Origin of the sequence: Caulobacter segnis, from assembly GCF_023935105.1 — a bacterium.
Taxonomy (GTDB): Bacteria; Pseudomonadota; Alphaproteobacteria; order Caulobacterales; family Caulobacteraceae; genus Caulobacter; species Caulobacter segnis_B.
Genome location: NZ_CP096040.1, coordinates 3,767,057 through 3,783,767, shown reverse-complemented (window position 1 = coordinate 3,783,767; position 16,711 = coordinate 3,767,057). Strand labels below are relative to the sequence as shown.

Here is a 16,711-nt window from a genome sequence, read left to right as displayed (position 1 = left end):
CCGACGATCCGCCCAGCGTGCGGACGCTGGTTGGCCACTGCGCCTTCGCCGCCCACGACGCCAAGCTCCTGGTGTCGCCGCCGAGGCTGGCGAGGCCGCCTCCCTTGTTTCAGATTTCGGGATCGTCGTTGATCGGCGACGTGGCCAGGGGCCCTGGCGAGGGCAATGCGCCGCGGACCCAATCGACCTCTGTTTGGGCCACCTCATCGGCCCAGTCGCGCGCCAGTTCGGCCAGATGATGTACATGCATCAGATTGGGTTCGGGCCGCACGATCGCGTCGTGAGCCCAATTGCCGCCCTGGACCGCGCTGACGCGAAGGCGACGGAAGATGTCCCCCCACTTGGCGTTCCAGGCCACTGGGAGATCGCACGGCAGGGCCGCGTTCAGGATCAGGATCGAGGACGTGACGCAGTTGATCACGCCGACCTGGCCAGGATCCCAGAGGATGTAGGGCATCTTCAGTTGGAAGAAATCGTCTGCCATCTGGCCAGCGCGGGCCACCTTCAACCCTTCGAGCGCGATCGTCTCCGCAGCCGCGCCAAAAAGCGCTTCGTCGGCGTCGGGCGAGCGGAACTCCGGCTCGAACGCTCGCACCTGGCCCTGCGCCACGCCAGCGGGAAGCGGCAGCTCCCGGCTGCCCAGGTCCGCGACCAGCGACTTGCTCGGGTGGAACGAGAAGTAGGCGCCGTTGACAATCCAGGCGGCGTGGTTGGTCCACTGGCCCTTGAAGATATGTAGAACAAGGTCCATTCGACGACCTCCAGGATGGCTGGCCAGAAACACCAAGGTCCCGGCGCGCCAGGCCACGAGCCCGTCGAGATCCTACTAAGCTGGCGAGTTTCAGCCGCGCGTCTCCCCCACCAGCGTCAGGTCTTCCCATCGTCCGATGAGGAACCAGCGCTGCTGATCGGTGAGCGGCAGGTCGGCCAAAGCCGCCGGCCAGGTATCGAGCGCGCGCTCGACCGTGGCCTTCGCCTCCCGCCGGATCCAGGCTGGGTCGAGCCGTAGGAAACTCGCGACGCGGTCGAACTGGTGAAGCGAGATGCTCTCGAACTTTTGGATCCCCGAAAATTCCAGGGCTAGGGTGCGGTCGCCATAGAGCACGGTCGGGACGATGTCATAGGCCGGCGACAGCCGGATCTCGCCGGGCTCGGGGAAGATGAACGACCAGTTCTTTAGGTGGTTGTCGCCATTGCCCAGCAGCACGTCGACGACGAGCCGTCGCAGGGCTTCGAGCACGTCGTCGCGCCAATCGGTGCTGAACCGGGCGATGATGTTGAGGATCGTCTCGCTGTTGCCCTTGACGTACTTCTGGTCGCCGACCGCTCCAAGGATTTGCGCCATGTCCTCGATATGCCGGCGCCGCCCCTCGCCGGGCCGGTCGAAGCGTTCGACCGCCAGGGCGTGGTCGCCCACAATCAAGTCATCTGGAACGCCGGCGATGGCCTGGGTGGAGATCAGCTCGAAGGGGGCGGTGCGCACGCCGGCCAGACGGGCCAGGGACATGCCGGTGAACTCGGCCTGCGGCAGGCACGGATACTTTTCGTTATCGAGCTTGACGATGTAGCGGCCATCGCCCGCTCGAGCAGGGGCGGCGAACTTGTCCTTGCGCAAGGTGGCGGTGAACTTCAGCTGCACGCCGGCCAGCGAGAACTTCACGAACCCCTTGGGCACGGGCGCCTTGAAGCCGGCGACACGGCCAAGGTCGAGTGGCCCGGCGGTCTCGTAGGCTTCGGCGCTCTCCGGAAGAACAAGCACCGCGCCCGCCAGGTCGCCGCCCAGTCGGGTGATCAGGTCGAACGGCCCATGATCGCCCGGTCCCATCTCGGTGGCGACCAGATCGCGCAGCGCGCCCTCGGGCAGCAGGCCCTCGAACCAGGGCGGCAGGCCGCCATAGAGCGCGATCTTGTCGTCGCGCGCGGCCAGGCGCTGGCGCGTGCGCTCGACGTCGCCTGGCTGCACCCAGCGCAGACTGAGGATCGGGCGCGCCTCGTCGCGCAGGTAGGCCTCGTCGGGCGTGAACGCAGTCGCGCCCTTGGCGTCGCGCGTCAGAACGCCGGCCCGCACCGGCTCGCCAACGCCATCGAAAAGATGGACGCCCAGGACGGCTGCGGCCTTGGCCATTATCGCGGCTCCTCATCGAGCTCAGCCGCTCGCGCTTGACCAGCGTCGGACAGGTCGACGAAGAGCTCGTCGAACAGCGAGGCCTGATTGGGATGGCCGCGACGAGACGGTGTGGCTCGCAGCAGCGTCTCGACACGTTCGAGCATCTCGCGCGGCACAGCCACCAGCGCCAGATCGAGCGCGTCGCAGACCTCGGCCAGCAAGGCCAGCCGGCCGTGGCCAGACCTATCGCGCAACAGATCGGTCTCGAGCTCGGAAATCCGCGGCGTGGGACGGCCGACCCGTGCGGCCAGCTGTGTCTGGTTCATGCCGCGTCGATCGCGTTCTCGGCGGATTGCCGCGCCCAGTCGGGGGAGAATGGGGTCACGCATACGGAACTCCGTAAATCCTCCTCGGAATTACGCATATACGTAACTGTAGGCGGGGGTGGTGTCGAGTCTCAATTTACGCATACTCGTACAATAAATGAATTATTACGTAAGTCCGTAAATCATTCTAACCCGGCGACTTTGATCAACTCCTGTGATCGTTCTTCTCACCGGGGCTGCGATAACGACATGTGAGTTCGCGGATGTCGGCCTGTCCGTCTCGGGGCGGTATCGAAACATCCCTCGTCATGCGGCGAAGGCTTTAGCCGGTGTCCTTGTGACGGCGGCGCTCGCGAAGTCCTCGGGGCGTCCTATTCGGCCCAGAGAAGTTTCGGGGAGGTGGTGATGGGCCCGGACGTGCGCCCGCTCCGCTTTGAGGCGCGGGTGTTAGGTTGGTGAGCTGGCGTGGACCGCTGACCATTGGTTGGTTGAGCAGGTTTGCCAGCCATCCAAGTTTTTCTGAAAACCGCCGCGCATAGCACAGCGCCGTCGGAGACGTTCAACAAGGCGGTGTCGGGGCAGCGGACCGCAGATGAGTTCCGGTGCACGGTTCGCAGCTCTTGCTGTGCGCGGACACCTCCCGGTGAGGTCTCGAAAATTCAACCGCGCAAGAGGGCGCTATGGGGCGCGAATGGCCGCTTTTCCGGGGAGTTTCTGGCAAGTGAACTGCAACAGACCTGGTTTCAGACTTGCCTTGCTTCCCGTAACTAATTGAAAGCGTTCAGGAAGTGAATGGTGGATGCGACAGGGATTGAACCTGTGACCCCCTCGGTGTGAACGAGGTGCTCTCCCGCTGAGCTACGCATCCGCCGGTGTGGAGAGGTCCGCGAGGGACCGATCCGCGAGAGGAGGGGGCCTATAGCCCGGTGTTCGGCGCGGGGCAAGAGGTCAAAAGCGAGATGCAGGCCTCGGGCACGTCCAAAAAGCTGTGGATGACCAGATCGGCCCCCAGCGTTTCGACCGGATCCTCGGTGTAGCCGAATGAGACCAGCACACTGGGGACGCCAGCGTTGCGGGCGCCGAGAGCGTCGTTGACGCTGTCGCCGATCATCACGGCGCGGCCGATGTCGCCGCCCACGGCCGCGATGGCGGCGGCGACATGGCGGCCGTCGGGCTTGGCGGCGGGGGCGCTGTCGGCCCCGATCACCGCGTCGAAGAACGGCAGCAGGCCGACCGCCTCCAGCAGGGCGTCCGACAGATTGGTCAGCTTGTTGGTGCAGACCACCAGCCGCGCGCCGGCCGCCTTTAGGTCGGCCAGGACCTGGACCACGCCAGGGAAAGGGGCGCTCTCCTGCGCGATGCGGGTCAAGTAGTGGGCGATGAAGCGCTCGACCAGTGGAGGCGCGCTCTCGGCGTCCAGCGGCGAACCGGCGGCGGCGAAGCCGCGCTCCAACAAGGCGCGGGCGCCGCGACCGACCATCAGCCGCACCTCGTCGAACGGCAGGGGCGGCAGGGATTCCTGGGCCAGGATGGTGTTCAGCGCGCCCACCAGGTCGGGGGCGGTGTCGACCAGGGTGCCGTCGAGGTCGAAGGCGATCGTCGCCCCAAACAGGGCCTCTTTCAGGTCATGAAGCTGGCTCATGGGTCTGGCCTTTCCGCCAATTGGGCGGCTAATGCAACGCTGAACGCTCTTCAGGGAGTCGCGCCCGGCCATGACTGATTCCGTCTCCAACCTCACCCGCCCCCGCGCCGCCGTGATCCTGGCCGCCGGTCAAGGCACGCGGATGAAGTCGCCGACGCCCAAGGTGCTGCACAGGCTGGCCGGCCGCACGCTGCTGGATCACGCGATCGACGCCGCCGAGGGGCTGGGCTGCGAGCGGATCATCGTCGTGGTCGGGGCGCACAGCCCTCAGGTGGGCGAGAGCGCTCGCAAGCGCCTGGGTCCGAACGCGATGGTCGTCCAGGATCCGCCGCTGGGCACCGGCCACGCCGTGCTGGCGGCCAAGGACGCCCTGGCCGATTTCGACGGCGACGTGGTCGTCACCTACGCCGACTGTCCGCTGACCACCGCGTCGGTGATCGCGCCGCTGTTCGATCAGAGGGCCCATGGCGCCGACGTCGCGGTGCTGGGCTTCGAGGCCGCCAATCCGACCGGCTACGGCCGCCTGATCCTGGCGCCGGGCCATGTGCTGCTGCGTATCGTCGAGGAGAAGGACGCGGACCTGGCGACCAAGCAGGTCAAGCACTGCAATTCCGGCGTGCTGGCCGCCGACCGCGCCACGCTGTTCAGCCTGCTGGCCGATGTCCGCAACGACAACAGCAAGGGCGAATACTATCTGACCGACATCGTCGGCCTGGCCCATGACCGCAAGCTGTCGACCCGCGCGGCCTTCGCGCCGGAGCCCTCGGTTCAGGGCGTCAATTCGCAAGGCGAGCTCGCGGCCGCCGAGGCCGTCTGGCAGAAGGCGCGCCGCAACGCCCTGATGGTCGAGGGCGTCACCATGACCGCCCCCGACACCGTTCACCTGTCGTGGGACACCCAGGTCGCCGGTGGCGCGGTCGTCGAGCCGTTCGTCGTGTTCGGTCCCGGGGTCAGCGTCGCGTCCGGCGCGGTGATCAAGGCCTTCAGCCACCTGGAAGGCGCGGTCGTGGGCGAGGGGGCGTTGATCGGCCCGTATGCCCGCCTGAGGCCGGGCGCCGAGATCGGGCCCGAAGCCCACATCGGCAACTTCGTGGAGGTGAAGAAGGTCAAGATCGGCGCGGGCGCCAAGGCCAACCACCTGAGCTATCTGGGCGACGGCTCGGTGGGCGAGAAGGCCAATATCGGGGCCGGTACGATCTTCTGCAATTACGACGGCTTCGAGAAGTTCGAGACCCATGTCGGCAAGGGCGCCTTCATCGGCTCCAACAGCGCCCTGGTCGCGCCCGTGCGGGTGGGCGACGGGGCCATGACCGGCTCGGGCTCGGTGATCACCCAGGACGTCGAGGATGGAGCCCTGGCCCTGTCGCGTCCGGAACAGAAGATCAAGGCCGGGTGGGCGACCAAGTTCCGCGCCATGAAACAAGCCAAGAAGGACAAGAAGGCATGAGCGCCGACGACCAGAAGCGCATCTCGGGCGAAGCCGCCGCCGAGCTCGTCGAGACCGGCATGGTGGTCGGCCTGGGCACCGGCTCGACGGCCGCCTGGTTCGTCAAGGCGCTGGCGGCGCGCGGCCTGAAGGACATCCGCGGCGTGCCGACCTCCGAGGCCACGGCCAACCTGGCGCGTGAACTGGGCATCCCGCTGGCGGCGCTGGACGACGTCAAGACCATCGACCTGACCGTGGACGGCGCCGACGAGATTGGCCCTGGGCTCTCCCTGATCAAGGGCGGCGGCGCGGCCTTGCTGCGCGAGAAGCTGGTCTGGGAGGCCTCCAGTCGCTGCGTCGTCATCGCCGACGCCGCCAAGAAGGTCGACGTCCTGGGCAAGTTCCCGCTGCCGATCGAGGTTGTCCGCTTCGGTCACGTCCACACCAGCTGGCGCCTGGCCGACATCGCCGCCGAGTTCGACCTGCCGCCGCCGCGCCTGCGCCAGGCCGATCGGGGCATGGTGGTCACCGATGGCGGCAACCTGATCTACGACATGGCCTCCGGGACGATCGCCGAACCACCGGCCCTGGCCGCGGCGCTGAAGAGCATCACCGGCGTGGTCGACCACGGCCTGTTCCTGGACCTGGCCGACGAAGCCCTGATCGGCACGGATCAGGGTGTGGTGCGCCTGGTTCCCTGACGTCCTACATAGAGCCGCACAAAGCTTAGGTTCCGGAGGCCATCGTGGCTGACTACGACTTCGATCTCTTCGTCATCGGCGCCGGCTCGGGCGGCGTGCGGGCGGCGCGGCTGGCGGCGATGAGCGGCGCCAAGGTCGGCGTGGCCGAGGAATATCGGGTCGGCGGCACCTGCGTGATCCGCGGCTGCGTGCCCAAGAAGTTCATGGTCTATGCCAGCGAGGTCACCAGCCAGCTGAAGACGGCCCAGGGCTACGGCTGGACGATCGGCGAGGCCAAGTTCGACTGGAAGGGCTTCATCCACGACAAGGACGTCGAGATCGCTCGGCTGTCGGGGATCTACGTCACCAACCTGCAGAAGGCCGGCGCGAACCTGCTGCATGGCCGCGCCCAAGTCATCGACGCCCACACCGTCGAGGTCCTGCCCAAGCAGGGCAGCCAGGATGCCGGGACCTACACGGCGAAAAAGATCCTGATCGCCACGGGCGGCCGTCCGGTGCGTCCCGACTTCCCCGGGGCGGAACAGGGCATCACCTCGGACGAGGCGTTCCACCTGCCCAAGCTGCCCAAGAGCATCATGATCGTCGGCGGCGGCTACATCGCCGTCGAGTTCGCTGGCATTTTCGCGGGCCTGGGCGTGCAGACGACGCTGCTCTATCGCGGCGCCAACATCCTGCGCGGTTTCGACGACGACGTCCGTTCGCACCTGGCCGACGAACTGGGCAAGCGGGGGATCAAGGTCGTGCTGGGCTGCTCGCACACCAGCATCGAGAAGCTGGAGGACGGGACACTGCTCAGCACCCTGACCAGCGACCTGACCTTCGAGACCGAGGCGGTGATGTTCGCCACGGGACGCGAGCCCTACGTGCAGGGGCTGGGCCTGGAAAAGGTCGGCGTCAAGCTGAACGAGCGCGGCGCGATCGCGGTCGACGAATACTCCAAGACAAACGTCCCCAGCATCTGGGCCGTCGGCGACGTCACCGATCGCATCAACCTGACGCCGGTGGCGATCCGCGAGGGCGCGGCCTTCTCGCAGACCGAATTCTACAACAACCCCACCACCTTCGATCACGACATGGTCGCGTCGGCGGTGTTCTCGCAGCCGCCGGTCGGCGCGGTGGGCATGACCGAGGCCGAGGCGCGTCACGCGTTCGGGACGGTCGACGTCTACCGCTCCGTCTTCCGTCCGATGAAGATCACCTTCTATGGCGGCCAGGAGCGGTGCCTGATCAAGCTGGTGGTCAAGGCCGACGACCAGAAGGTGGTCGGCGTTCACGTCGTCGGACCGGACTCTCCCGAGATCATCCAGATGGCCGCCATCGCCGTGAAGATGGGCGTGACCAAGCCGCAGTGGGATTCGACCTGCGCCGTCCACCCGACCCTGGCCGAGGAACTGGTCACGATGCGCGAAAAGTACGTGCCGGTCGAAGTCGGCGGGGTGGGATGACGCGAGTGGGCGTCTCGCCGGTGGCCTCGGAGCGGCGCACGCGCTGGCTGGGCGGGCTCGCCGTCTTCATGATGGTGCTGACCCCGCTGTTCGGCTACGTGATCCCGCTGTGGTTCGCGGGGCTGGTCAGCCTGGTCGGCCTGCTGGCCGCGCCGCTTCTGGCCCGTTCGCGGCCGCCGCTGCTGCCGATGTTCGCCCTGCTGATCCTGGTGCTGTGGGCGCTGGTCAGCCTGGTCTGGAGCCCGGCGGCGCCGCATCTGGCCGATCTCAAGAAGAACATCGACAAGTTCACCGCCCTGAAGCTGCTGATGCAGCTGGGGCTGTACGGCTCGGCGGTCGTGGCCCTGGGCGAGATGTCGCGACGCTCGGCGCGGCTGGCTGGCCGGGTGATGGTCGCGGGCATGTTGCTGCTGGCCTTCGTCATCTGTCTGGACTCGATGCTGAAGGCCTCGATCTACATGGTTCTTCACAGGGCCACGGGCGAAACCATCCGACCCGACCAGGCGATCGTGAAGGTCGCTGCGGGGACCTATGCGCTGGCGCTGCTGTTCTGGCCCTGCGCGCGCCTGATGGGCAGCTGGGGGGCGCGGAGCCGCTATCTGGCGATAACGGCCCTGGCCCTGATGACGCTGATCACCGCGCATCTGACCGGCGCCGACGCCCCGGTCGCGGCCCTGCTGCTGGGCGGGCTGGCGTGGCTGGGCGTCCGGACCCTCGGCAAGCCGGTCGTCCGCGTCCTGATCGCGTTGATCTCGGCGCTGTTCATCTTCGCGCCGATGGTGGTGTTGTGGGGTGTCCGATCGGGCCTCTTCGCCTGGCTGCACGCCATGCTGCCGCCCTCCTGGGATCATCGGCTGGACATCTGGGCGTTCGCGGCCAACCAGATCGTCGAGCACGCCCTGCGCGGCTGGGGGATCGATGCGTCCCGCGTGTTCGGTAACGCCATTCCGCTGCACACCCACAATGCCGCCCTGCAGCTGTGGCTGGAGCTGGGCGCGCTGGGCGCGGCCATGGCGGCGGCCTTCTTCGCATGGATCCTGTACCGGATCCTGGGCTGGACCGAGATCGACCGCCGCGACGGCGCCATGGCGACCGGCAGTCTGGTCGCCTATGTCGTGATCGGCGCGCTGAGCTTCGGCGTCTGGCAGGAGTGGTGGCTCGCCCTGGGCGCGATCGCCGTCATTGCTTGCGGCATCGCGCAAAAATCGAGCGCGCCGGCCCGCTAGCGCGACAACGACTTTTCCCGTCTTGGCGGATTGGCGGTGTTCAGCCGCACGATTTTGCCTTTTTGTTCCATTCGCGGTATCTACGCCGCCCTTTCAGTTATCGAGCCTGTCATGACCACCCGCTGGACCCCCGCGACCTGGAGAGCCAAACCCGCCAAGCACATGCCCACCGACTATCCGGACATGGGCGCTGTGGACCGGGTCGAGCAGACGCTTCGCCAGATGCCGCCGCTGGTCTTCGCCGGCGAGGCGCGCCGCCTGAAGAGCCTGCTGGGCGACGTGGCCGAGGGGCGGGCGTTCCTGCTGCAGGGCGGCGACTGCGCCGAGAGCTTCAAGGAATTCCACGCGGACAACATCCGCGACACCTTCCGCCTGATCCTGCAGATGGCGGTGGTGTTGACCTTCGCCGGCGGTAAGCCGGTGGTGAAGGTGGGCCGCATCGCCGGCCAGTTCGCCAAGCCGCGCTCGGAGCCGATCGAAACCGTCGACGGCGTGACGCTGCCTTCGTATCGCGGCGACATCATCAACGGCATGGACTTCAACGAGGCCGAGCGTCTGCCCGACCCGGATCGTCTGCTGAAGGCCTATGGCCAATCGGCCGCGACCCTGAACCTGCTGCGCGCCTTCGCCAGCGGCGGCTACGCCGACCTCTACAACATTCACCGCTGGACGCTGGGCTTCGTGGGCGACAGCCCGCAGGGCGCGCGCTATCGCGAGCTGTCGGAGAAGATCAGCGAGGCCCTGACCTTCATGTCGGCCGTCGGCGTCACGCCCGACACCCAGCCCGACCTGAAGCGTGTGGAATTCTTCACCAGCCACGAAGCCCTGCTGCTGGGCTTTGAGGAAGCCATGACCCGCGTCGATAGCACCTCGGGCGACTGGTACGACACCAGCGCCCACCTGCTGTGGATCGGCGAGCGCACCCGTCAGCTGGACGGCGCGCACATCGAGTTCATGAAGGGCGTGAAGAACCCGATCGGCCTGAAGTGCGGTCCGACGATGGAAGGCGACGACCTGCTGCGCCTGATCGACGTCCTGAACCCGAACAACGAGCCGGGCCGCCTGACGCTGTACGGGCGCTTCGGCTCGGACAAGATCGCCGACCGCCTGCCGCGCCTGATGAAGGCGACCAAGTCCGCCGGCCGCTCGGTGGTCTGGGCCACCGACCCGATGCACGGCAACACGCTGAAGGCCTCGACGGGCTACAAGACCCGGCCGTTCGACCGCATCCTCAGCGAAGTGAAGAGCTTCGTGGAGATCGCCCAGGCCGAAGGCGTCCATCCGGGCGGCGTTCACCTGGAGATGACCGGCCAGAACGTCACCGAATGCCTGGGCGGCGCGCGCGCGGTCTCGGAGACGGACCTCGCCGATCGCTATCACACGCACTGCGACCCGCGCCTGAACGGCGAGCAGGCGCTGGAACTGGCGTTCCTGGTGGCCGAGAAGCTGAAGGCGGCCCGCGACGACCAGCGCCGTCTCGCCGCCGGCTAGTTTGGTCGATCCGTGGACGGCGCTCTCTGGCGCCGTCTCGCACGGCCCTATAGCGTCCTCCCGTGGGGAGGACGCGTATGGACGACATAGAGCGTCGCGCACTGATGGGGCTGATCGCCGCCGGGGCGCTGACGCCGGTGGGAGCGCGAGGGCAGGCTGTCGACGCGGCCAACCCGCTGAAATATCTCGACACCGCTCAGCGCCTGACGGTGAAGGCCCATGTGAACGGGCAGGGGCCATTCGACTTCCTGGTCGACACCGGCGCCAGCAGCTCGGTGATCGCCACCGAGCTGGCCGACCAACTCGGCCTGGTTCTGACCGGATCCAACAAGCTGCACAGTATCGCTGGCGCCCAGTCGGTCTCGACCGCCCGGGTGGACAGTCTCGCGGTCGGCAAGCGGTCTCGCACGGGCATGACCGTGTCGGTGCTGCCGCGCGCGCTGCTGCGCGTGGACGGCGTGCTGGGTTTGGAGTGGCTGGGTCGCGCCAGCCTGCTGCTCGATTTCCTGCGGCAAAAGATGACGGTGGGCGAGGGACTGCCGCTGGCCGACGACCTGACCGTGGCCGTGAAGTCGCGGCTGGCCCGCAGCGGCCTGATGCTGATCGACGCGTTCATTCCTGGCGAGCGGCTGATCGCCTTCATCGACACTGGGTCGACCACCTCTGTTGGCAATCTGGCCCTGCTGGAGGCGGCGCGCGAAGCCAAGGCGATCGTCGGCGAACTTGCCGACACGCAACTGCGCAGCGTGACCGGTCAGGTCCTGCCGGCGCGGGCGACCGTGGTGTCGCGCCTGATGTTGGGAAAACTGACGTTACGGAATGTTCCGCTGCTGATCGGCCAGGTGCACACCTTCGACTTCTGGGGCTTCGGTAGCGAACCCGCCATCGTCGTCGGTATTGATATCCTCAGGAAATTCCAATCGGTGGCGATCGACTCCAAGCGTGGTGAGGTGCGCTTCCGCGTTCCCGGGTGAGCCGCCTATTTCGCGATAACGTTGAAAGGTTTGCGATGCAGCACGCATCGGCTTGACCGGTCGCGCGGCGCTCTCCAATGGTTGTTTGAAGGGAGAGCCATACATGCGTTTGCGTCAAAAAATCCGGCGAGAGATCAAGTTCCTCAAGGGACTGTCCCGGACGCTCAAGCGCGTGAAGTCCATCGCTCCCGACAGCGCCAACCTCATCTGCGACGACCTTGAGGCTGCGGTCGACAAGTGGCGCGATCGTCCGGCCATGACCTTCGAAGGCAAGACGATCAGCTATGCCGAGCTGGACGCGATCGCCAACCGCTACGCCCACTGGGCCAAGGGCCAAGGGCTGACGCGCGGCCAGACGGTGGCGCTGTTCATGCCCAACCGCCTCGAATACATGGCCATCTGGTACGGCTTGACCAAGGTCGGCGTGGCCACGGCCCTGATCAACAACCAGCTGACCGGCGCGGCCCTGGCGCACTGCCTGAACATCTCCCAGGCGATGCACTGCATCGTCGATCCCGAGACCTCGCCCTGCTTCGAGGACGTGAAGGGGCAGCTGGATCGCCACATGCACCAGTGGGTGCTGGGCCCCGTCCACGGCGAGCAGCGCGACCTGGTCAAGGCGCTGAAGAGCTGCAGTCAGCTGCGTCCGGACCGTCAGACGGCCCGCAACGGCATCACCGCTCGCGACACGGCGCTGTTCATCTTCACCAGCGGCACCACGGGCCTGCCCAAGGCCGCGCGCATCACCCACATGCGCGCCCAGCTGTACATGCGCGGCTTCGCCGGCTCGACCGGCGCCAACCAGAACGATCGCATCTACGTGACCTTGCCGCTGTACCACGCCACCGGCGGCCTCTGCGCCTTGGGCGCGGCCCTGCTGAACGGCGGCTCCATCGTGCTGCGCAAGAAGTTCTCGGCGACCCATTTCTGGCCCGATGTCGTGAACGAGAACTGCACGATGTTCGTCTATATCGGCGAGCTGTGCCGCTATCTGGCCAACCAGCCGGAACACGAGCTGGAGCGCGCCCACAAGATCCGCATGATCTTCGGCAACGGCCTGCGCCCGGACGTCTGGGACGACATGCTGGACCGCTTCAAGGTCGGCGAGGTGCTGGAGTTCTACGGCGCGACCGAGGGCAACGTTTCGCTGTTCAACTTCGACGGCAAGCGCGGCGCGATCGGCCGGGTTCCGGGCTACCTGAAGAAGAAGTTCAACATCCGGATCGTCAAGTTCGACGTCGAGGCCGAGATGCCCGTGCGGGGCGTGAACGGCTGCTGCATCGAGGCCGCGCCCGGCGAGGTCGGCGAGTGCATTGGCCATATCGGCAGCGACGCCCGCTCGAACTACACCGGCTACGCCGACAAGGCCGCGACCGAGAAAAAGGTGCTGCACGACGTCTTCGAGAAGGGCGACGCCTGGTTCCGCACTGGCGACCTGATGAAGGTCGATAGCGACGGCTACATCTATTTCGTCGACCGCATCGGCGACACCTTCCGCTGGAAGGGCGAGAACGTCGCCACCAGCGAGGTGGCCGAACGCATCGCCGGCTTCGAGGGCGTGCAGGAGGTCAATGTCTACGGGGTCAAGATCGGCGACCTGGACGGCAAGGCCGGCATGGTCTCGCTGGTCACCGACGAGGGCTTCGACATCACCGCCCTCAGCAAGTACGTCGACGAGCACATGCCCAGCTACGCCCGTCCGATCTTCGTGCGCCTGCAGCAGGCGATCGAGACCACCGGCACCTTCAAGTATCGCAAGATCGACCTGGTCAACGACGGTTTCGATCCGACCAAGACCAAGGATCCGCTGTACTTCCGTGATCCGGCCAAGGGCTACGTGAAGATCACCAAGGGCCTGCACGCCAAGATCGAGGACGGTGTCTTCAAGCTCTGAAGCCGCCTGGGCTCGCGTGGGCCTATGCTGCGGTGCGATTGAACGGGGCCGGGTTCGTGTTATATGGCGTGACCTGATCGACGGGCCTTGTGTGTGGCGGCCCGGAAGTCTCCAACACATTCAAAGGGATAGTTGTCCCAGCCATGCTGCTAACCATGCTGAAGGCCAAGCTGCACCGCGCCACGGTGACCCAGGCCGATCTCGACTATGAAGGCTCGATCGCCATCGACCGCGACCTGCTAGACGCCTCGGGCATCCTGCCGAACGAGCAGGTCGACGTGCTGAACATCACCAACGGCGCGCGCTTCACCACCTACGCCATCGAGGCCCCGCGCGGCTCGAAGGTGATCGGCGTCAACGGCGCCGCTGCCCGCCTGGTGCAGAAGAACGACCTCGTCATCGTCGTCACCTACTGCCAGCTGCCGGCCGAGGAGGCGCGCAACTACGCCCCCACCGTCGTGCTGCTGGAAGAGGGCAACCACATCAAGAAGGCGGCCTGATGCGCCGGGGCGCGCTCGCGGTCCTGGCCGTCACGGCTCCGGTCCTCATCGGCCTGGCGGCGTGCGCCCCCAAGCTGCCGGACGGCGTCGACGAAAGCGCCCTGGCCCAGGCGGTCGGCAAGTCGATCGGCTCGCCCTCGACCTGCGTGGTGATAGCCGACGCCAAGGGTAAGCTGATCTGGCGGGGTGGCGGCTACATCACTTGCTCGCGCAACCTGCCCGACTGCGGGGGCGGTCAGACGACGGCCGAGGCGCTGCTCAAGGCCAATCTCGGCAAGCCGGCGCGCTTCATGAGCTGTCCCAGCGGCTCGGCTCCCGGCGCCACGGTGGGTTGGACCATCGGTCCGGTGCCGACCGGCGAGGGCAGGCCGTCGCGCGGCCTGACCTATGTCGCGGTCATGGAGGGCGATCGCGCCTTGCCGGGGCTGGAGATCAAGGATCGGGTCGAGCGGGCCTTCAAGAAGGCCGGCTTCTAGGGCCAGAAACATCGAAGCCGCCGCCGGGGTCCCGGCGGCGGCTTTTTTCATGTCTCGCGGCTCGGGCTACTTCGTCATTTCGTACGTGGCGTTGACGTCGATCCGGACCTTCAGCTCACCGCCGGCGACGCTGGTCGAGTCGGCCATCTCGCGCTTGGCGGCGAAGGCCATCATCGGGACCGGCGGCGGAGCGGGGGTATAGCCGCCACCTTCGTTCAGATTGACCAGGCGCATGTCCTTGTAGCCGGTGGCGCGGGCGTAGAGCGCGGCCTTGGCCTGCAGAGCCTTCACCGCCTCCAGGCGAGCGGCGTCCTCGGCGGCCCGCGGGTCGGCCAGGCCGAAGCTGATGCCGTTGACGGTGTTGGCGCCGGCATTGACGGTGGCGTCGACGCTCGCGCCCAGCTTGGCCAGGTCGCGGACCGTGATCGTCACCTGGTTCGAGGCCTGGTAGCCCGTCAGCTTCGGCGGCTGGTTCTGCTCGTAGGCGTACTGGGCGTTCAGGTTCAGGTTCGAGGTCTGGATGTCGCGCTCGGCGATCCCGGCCTTCTTCAGCGCGGCCATCACCTGGTTCATGCGCGCCCCATTGGCCTTCAGGGCCTCGGCGGCGGTCGGCGCGTCGGTCTGGACGCCCAGATTGATGGTGGCCATGTCCGGGGCCACGCGAGTCTCGCCATAGGCCGACAGGCTGAAGGTCGTGGCCTTGAAGGCCGCGTCGGTCTGGGCCAGGGCCGGCGCGGCCGCGCCCAGCAGCAGGGCGCCGACCAGCGCCGGCAGGGCGATGGCGGCCAAGGGAGCGGCGGGACGGCGAGCGGTTTTGATCATCGTTTTTCTCCAGGGCGGTCTGGCGCAGGAAGCGTCGCCGAACCGCTATGGTTCCTTGGTGACAGCCTCAACCTGAACCGGAGCTTTAAGCCGCGTTCGGCTCATGCTAATCCGCCGCTCTCGCGTACGCTCAAACGTATCCGCGCGGGCCTGTAGCTCAATGGTTAGAGCCGACCGCTCATAACGGTCTGGTTGGGGGTTCGAGTCCCTCCGGGCCTACCAACTCCCTTTCTTTCCGTCACGGCTCCGTCGCCGGTAGGCATGGTGCGTATCGCATCTTGCATGTCGCGCAAAACTCAGCCGATGCGCTCGCTTCTCGTTGCATGCAAAAAGTTAACGTGCGTCAGACTCGGACGCATGAGCCGCCGCGACCGGTCGACTCGCGCGCAGGAGGCGTGCAGAGTGGGTGTGTTGAAGGCGGAGGTTGTCGTGTTCGCGGTGACGCGTTTCTGCGTACAGGCCTTCGGAAGGCGGGGCGGAACGCTGATGCCGACCGAGGTCAGGGAGTGCTATTTCGAGGAGGATGCGCGGCGCGAAATGAAGGTCTTGGCGCGGCGATCCTCAGGCGTGGCGCTGTACCGCGTACGCGGCGAGCCTCTGTCGGGGCTGTGGGGAAGGCCCCGGCTGATCGCGCGCCAGGGCGAGATCCTGGCGCTGGACTGATCGGAAATTACCCCGTTTTCTTAAGGGTTTGCCCGATCTCGACCAGCTGGATCCGCTGAACCGGCTGGAGCTGGTCCCAGATCGACCAGATCGCCTCCGAAGCCTGTGGATCGCGCATGATCAGGTCGGCCGGCTCGCAGCGATAGATGGTCGCCAGGGCTTCCAGCACGTCCTGCGAATAGCCGGTCTCGCCACGCTCGACGCGTGAGAGCTGGGCGACCGAATACGGATAGCCCACCTCGAGCTCCAGGCGTTCGACCGCCTGTTCCAGGTTCATGTCGCGATGCTTGCGCCAGGCGCGGATGAAGGTCTTGCCACGTCGCTTCGCCTTGGCCTGTCGGTCGGGTGTCATGCAAATCCCGGAGGAAGCGGAAGGGGGAATATCCGCGCATTAAACACAAAATTTGCTTGCCATGCAAATTTGTATTTGGTACAAATTGGATATTCCGAGAATTCCGCCCTGGCGACGCGAGCCGGGCGGGTCCTCCCCCAAAATCCCATCCATCGGCTCAGCCGCAGGAAGCTCCAGATGATTCCGATCCACGCGACCGGTCCGGCCGGTCATGCGCCCGTTCACGCCCCGAGTGCGGGCTATGTGGCTCGCCGCACCGAGGCCGATCGCCGGCCGCCGCGCGCCGTCCTGACGGCCCTGTTGATGGGCGATCCGCGTCCCGATCGCCACACGCTGTCCGAAGCGCTCCGCGCGCGCCTGAGCGGCGCGATTCCGGACGAACCCGCCGCGCCGGCCAAGGTGCTGGCCGTGCTGGAGGCGTTGGCCGACGGGGCGCTGACCCTGGCCGACCTGTCCGACGAGATGGCCGTCAGCCTGTCGGCCGGCAGCGATCGCGCCCAGGCGGCGCGTTTGATGGGCCTGGTCGAACGCCTGGGCGGCCGGCCGTGCCGGATCAGCCTGACCGCCGCCGGTCGCGCCGTCCTGGAGGCGCAGGGCGGGTGAGCGGTCCGCGAGACGAGGTCGCCGAGCGCGCTGAGCACATCCCAGAAGGAGAAGGGGACACGT

The 16,711-nt window shown here is 66.8% G+C and carries 17 protein-coding genes and 2 tRNA genes; 12 read left to right on the top strand and 7 right to left on the bottom strand.

All coding sequences use genetic code 11. From position 1 onward, the window contains the following. Nucleotides 1-109: 109 nt before the first annotated feature. From MZV50_RS17750 to MZV50_RS17730, 5 genes are all read right to left on the bottom strand, one after another. Nucleotides 110-808: a hypothetical protein gene (locus MZV50_RS17750; RefSeq protein ID WP_252630622.1), complete on the bottom strand. Its 699-nt coding sequence runs from the start codon at nucleotides 806-808 to the stop codon at nucleotides 110-112. A 33-nt stretch (nucleotides 809-841) separates the two neighbouring features. After that, nucleotides 842-2,125: a type II toxin-antitoxin system HipA family toxin gene (locus MZV50_RS17745; RefSeq protein WP_252630621.1), complete on the bottom strand. Its 1,284-nt coding sequence runs from the start codon at nucleotides 2,123-2,125 to the stop codon at nucleotides 842-844. Then, on the bottom strand, nucleotides 2,125-2,496 hold the full coding sequence (locus tag MZV50_RS17740; RefSeq protein WP_252630620.1) for a helix-turn-helix domain-containing protein: 372 nt from the start codon (nucleotides 2,494-2,496) through the stop codon (nucleotides 2,125-2,127). Before MZV50_RS17740 ends, MZV50_RS17745 begins: the two co-directional genes overlap by 1 nt. Before the next feature lie 730 nt (nucleotides 2,497-3,226). Next, nucleotides 3,227-3,301 (bottom strand) — tRNA-Val (locus MZV50_RS17735). A gap of 48 nt (nucleotides 3,302-3,349) precedes the next feature. After that, complete coding sequence (locus MZV50_RS17730) at nucleotides 3,350-4,075, bottom strand: phosphoglycolate phosphatase (RefSeq protein WP_252630619.1); 726 nt, start codon at nucleotides 4,073-4,075, stop codon at nucleotides 3,350-3,352. 70 nt (nucleotides 4,076-4,145) lie between these two features. Here MZV50_RS17730 and glmU point away from each other — a divergent pair, with 70 nt between their 5' ends. The 9 genes from glmU (at nucleotide 4,146) to MZV50_RS17685 (ending at nucleotide 14,208) form a co-directional block, all read left to right on the top strand. After that, the gene (glmU, locus tag MZV50_RS17725; RefSeq protein WP_252630618.1) at nucleotides 4,146-5,522 is read left to right on the top strand and encodes a bifunctional UDP-N-acetylglucosamine diphosphorylase/glucosamine-1-phosphate N-acetyltransferase GlmU; all 1,377 of its coding nucleotides are present in this window, start codon (nucleotides 4,146-4,148) and stop codon (nucleotides 5,520-5,522) included. Then, nucleotides 5,519-6,202 (top strand): ribose-5-phosphate isomerase RpiA, encoded by a 684-nt coding sequence (gene rpiA, locus MZV50_RS17720; protein WP_252630617.1) that lies wholly within the window; start codon nucleotides 5,519-5,521, stop codon nucleotides 6,200-6,202. The genes glmU and rpiA overlap by 4 nt, the downstream gene beginning before the upstream one ends. Before the next feature lie 44 nt (nucleotides 6,203-6,246). Next, a complete protein-coding gene (gor, locus tag MZV50_RS17715; protein WP_252630616.1) occupies nucleotides 6,247-7,647 on the top strand; it encodes a glutathione-disulfide reductase in 1,401 nt (466 codons plus the stop codon). Next, nucleotides 7,644-8,873, top strand: a complete 1,230-nt coding sequence (locus MZV50_RS17710) for an O-antigen ligase family protein (protein ID WP_252630615.1) — start codon at nucleotides 7,644-7,646, stop codon at nucleotides 8,871-8,873. The genes gor and MZV50_RS17710 overlap by 4 nt, the downstream gene beginning before the upstream one ends. A gap of 111 nt (nucleotides 8,874-8,984) precedes the next feature. Beyond that, nucleotides 8,985-10,364 carry a class II 3-deoxy-7-phosphoheptulonate synthase gene (locus MZV50_RS17705; RefSeq protein WP_252630614.1) on the top strand — a complete coding sequence of 460 codons (1,380 nt, stop codon included), beginning with the start codon at nucleotides 8,985-8,987 and terminating at the stop codon, nucleotides 10,362-10,364. Nucleotides 10,365-10,441: 77 nt separating this feature from the next. Beyond that, entirely contained in the window at nucleotides 10,442-11,338 is an 897-nt protein-coding gene (locus MZV50_RS17700; RefSeq protein WP_252630613.1) for a retropepsin-like aspartic protease, read from the top strand. A 103-nt stretch (nucleotides 11,339-11,441) separates the two neighbouring features. Then, on the top strand, nucleotides 11,442-13,232 hold the full coding sequence (locus tag MZV50_RS17695) for a long-chain-acyl-CoA synthetase (RefSeq protein ID WP_252630612.1): 1,791 nt from the start codon (nucleotides 11,442-11,444) through the stop codon (nucleotides 13,230-13,232). Nucleotides 13,233-13,375: 143 nt separating this feature from the next. Further along, nucleotides 13,376-13,732: an aspartate 1-decarboxylase gene (panD, locus tag MZV50_RS17690; RefSeq protein WP_223390820.1), complete on the top strand. Its 357-nt coding sequence runs from the start codon at nucleotides 13,376-13,378 to the stop codon at nucleotides 13,730-13,732. After that, complete coding sequence (locus tag MZV50_RS17685; protein ID WP_252630611.1) at nucleotides 13,732-14,208, top strand: hypothetical protein; 477 nt, start codon at nucleotides 13,732-13,734, stop codon at nucleotides 14,206-14,208. The genes panD and MZV50_RS17685 overlap by 1 nt, the downstream gene beginning before the upstream one ends. Before the next feature lie 66 nt (nucleotides 14,209-14,274). Here the strand turns inward: MZV50_RS17685 and MZV50_RS17680 are convergent, their stop codons facing one another. Then, nucleotides 14,275-15,030 carry an SIMPL domain-containing protein gene (locus MZV50_RS17680; protein WP_252630610.1) on the bottom strand — a complete coding sequence of 252 codons (756 nt, stop codon included), beginning with the start codon at nucleotides 15,028-15,030 and terminating at the stop codon, nucleotides 14,275-14,277. Nucleotides 15,031-15,176: 146 nt separating this feature from the next. Between MZV50_RS17680 and MZV50_RS17675 the strand changes: the two genes are divergently transcribed. Then, nucleotides 15,177-15,252: transfer RNA gene (locus MZV50_RS17675), tRNA-Ile, on the top strand. 180 nt (nucleotides 15,253-15,432) lie between these two features. Beyond that, nucleotides 15,433-15,693, top strand: a complete 261-nt coding sequence (locus MZV50_RS17670; protein ID WP_252630609.1) for a hypothetical protein — start codon at nucleotides 15,433-15,435, stop codon at nucleotides 15,691-15,693. Between the two features lie 7 nt (nucleotides 15,694-15,700). Here MZV50_RS17670 and MZV50_RS17665 read toward each other — a convergent pair whose 3' ends face one another. After that, the gene (locus MZV50_RS17665) at nucleotides 15,701-16,045 is read right to left on the bottom strand and encodes a helix-turn-helix domain-containing protein (protein ID WP_252630608.1); all 345 of its coding nucleotides are present in this window, start codon (nucleotides 16,043-16,045) and stop codon (nucleotides 15,701-15,703) included. A gap of 177 nt (nucleotides 16,046-16,222) precedes the next feature. On the opposite strand from MZV50_RS17665, the gene MZV50_RS17660 reads away from it, so the two are divergent. Further along, nucleotides 16,223-16,648, top strand: coding sequence for a hypothetical protein (locus MZV50_RS17660; RefSeq protein ID WP_252630607.1), 426 nt, complete (start codon nucleotides 16,223-16,225; stop codon nucleotides 16,646-16,648). The last annotated feature ends 63 nt before the right edge of the window (nucleotides 16,649-16,711 follow it).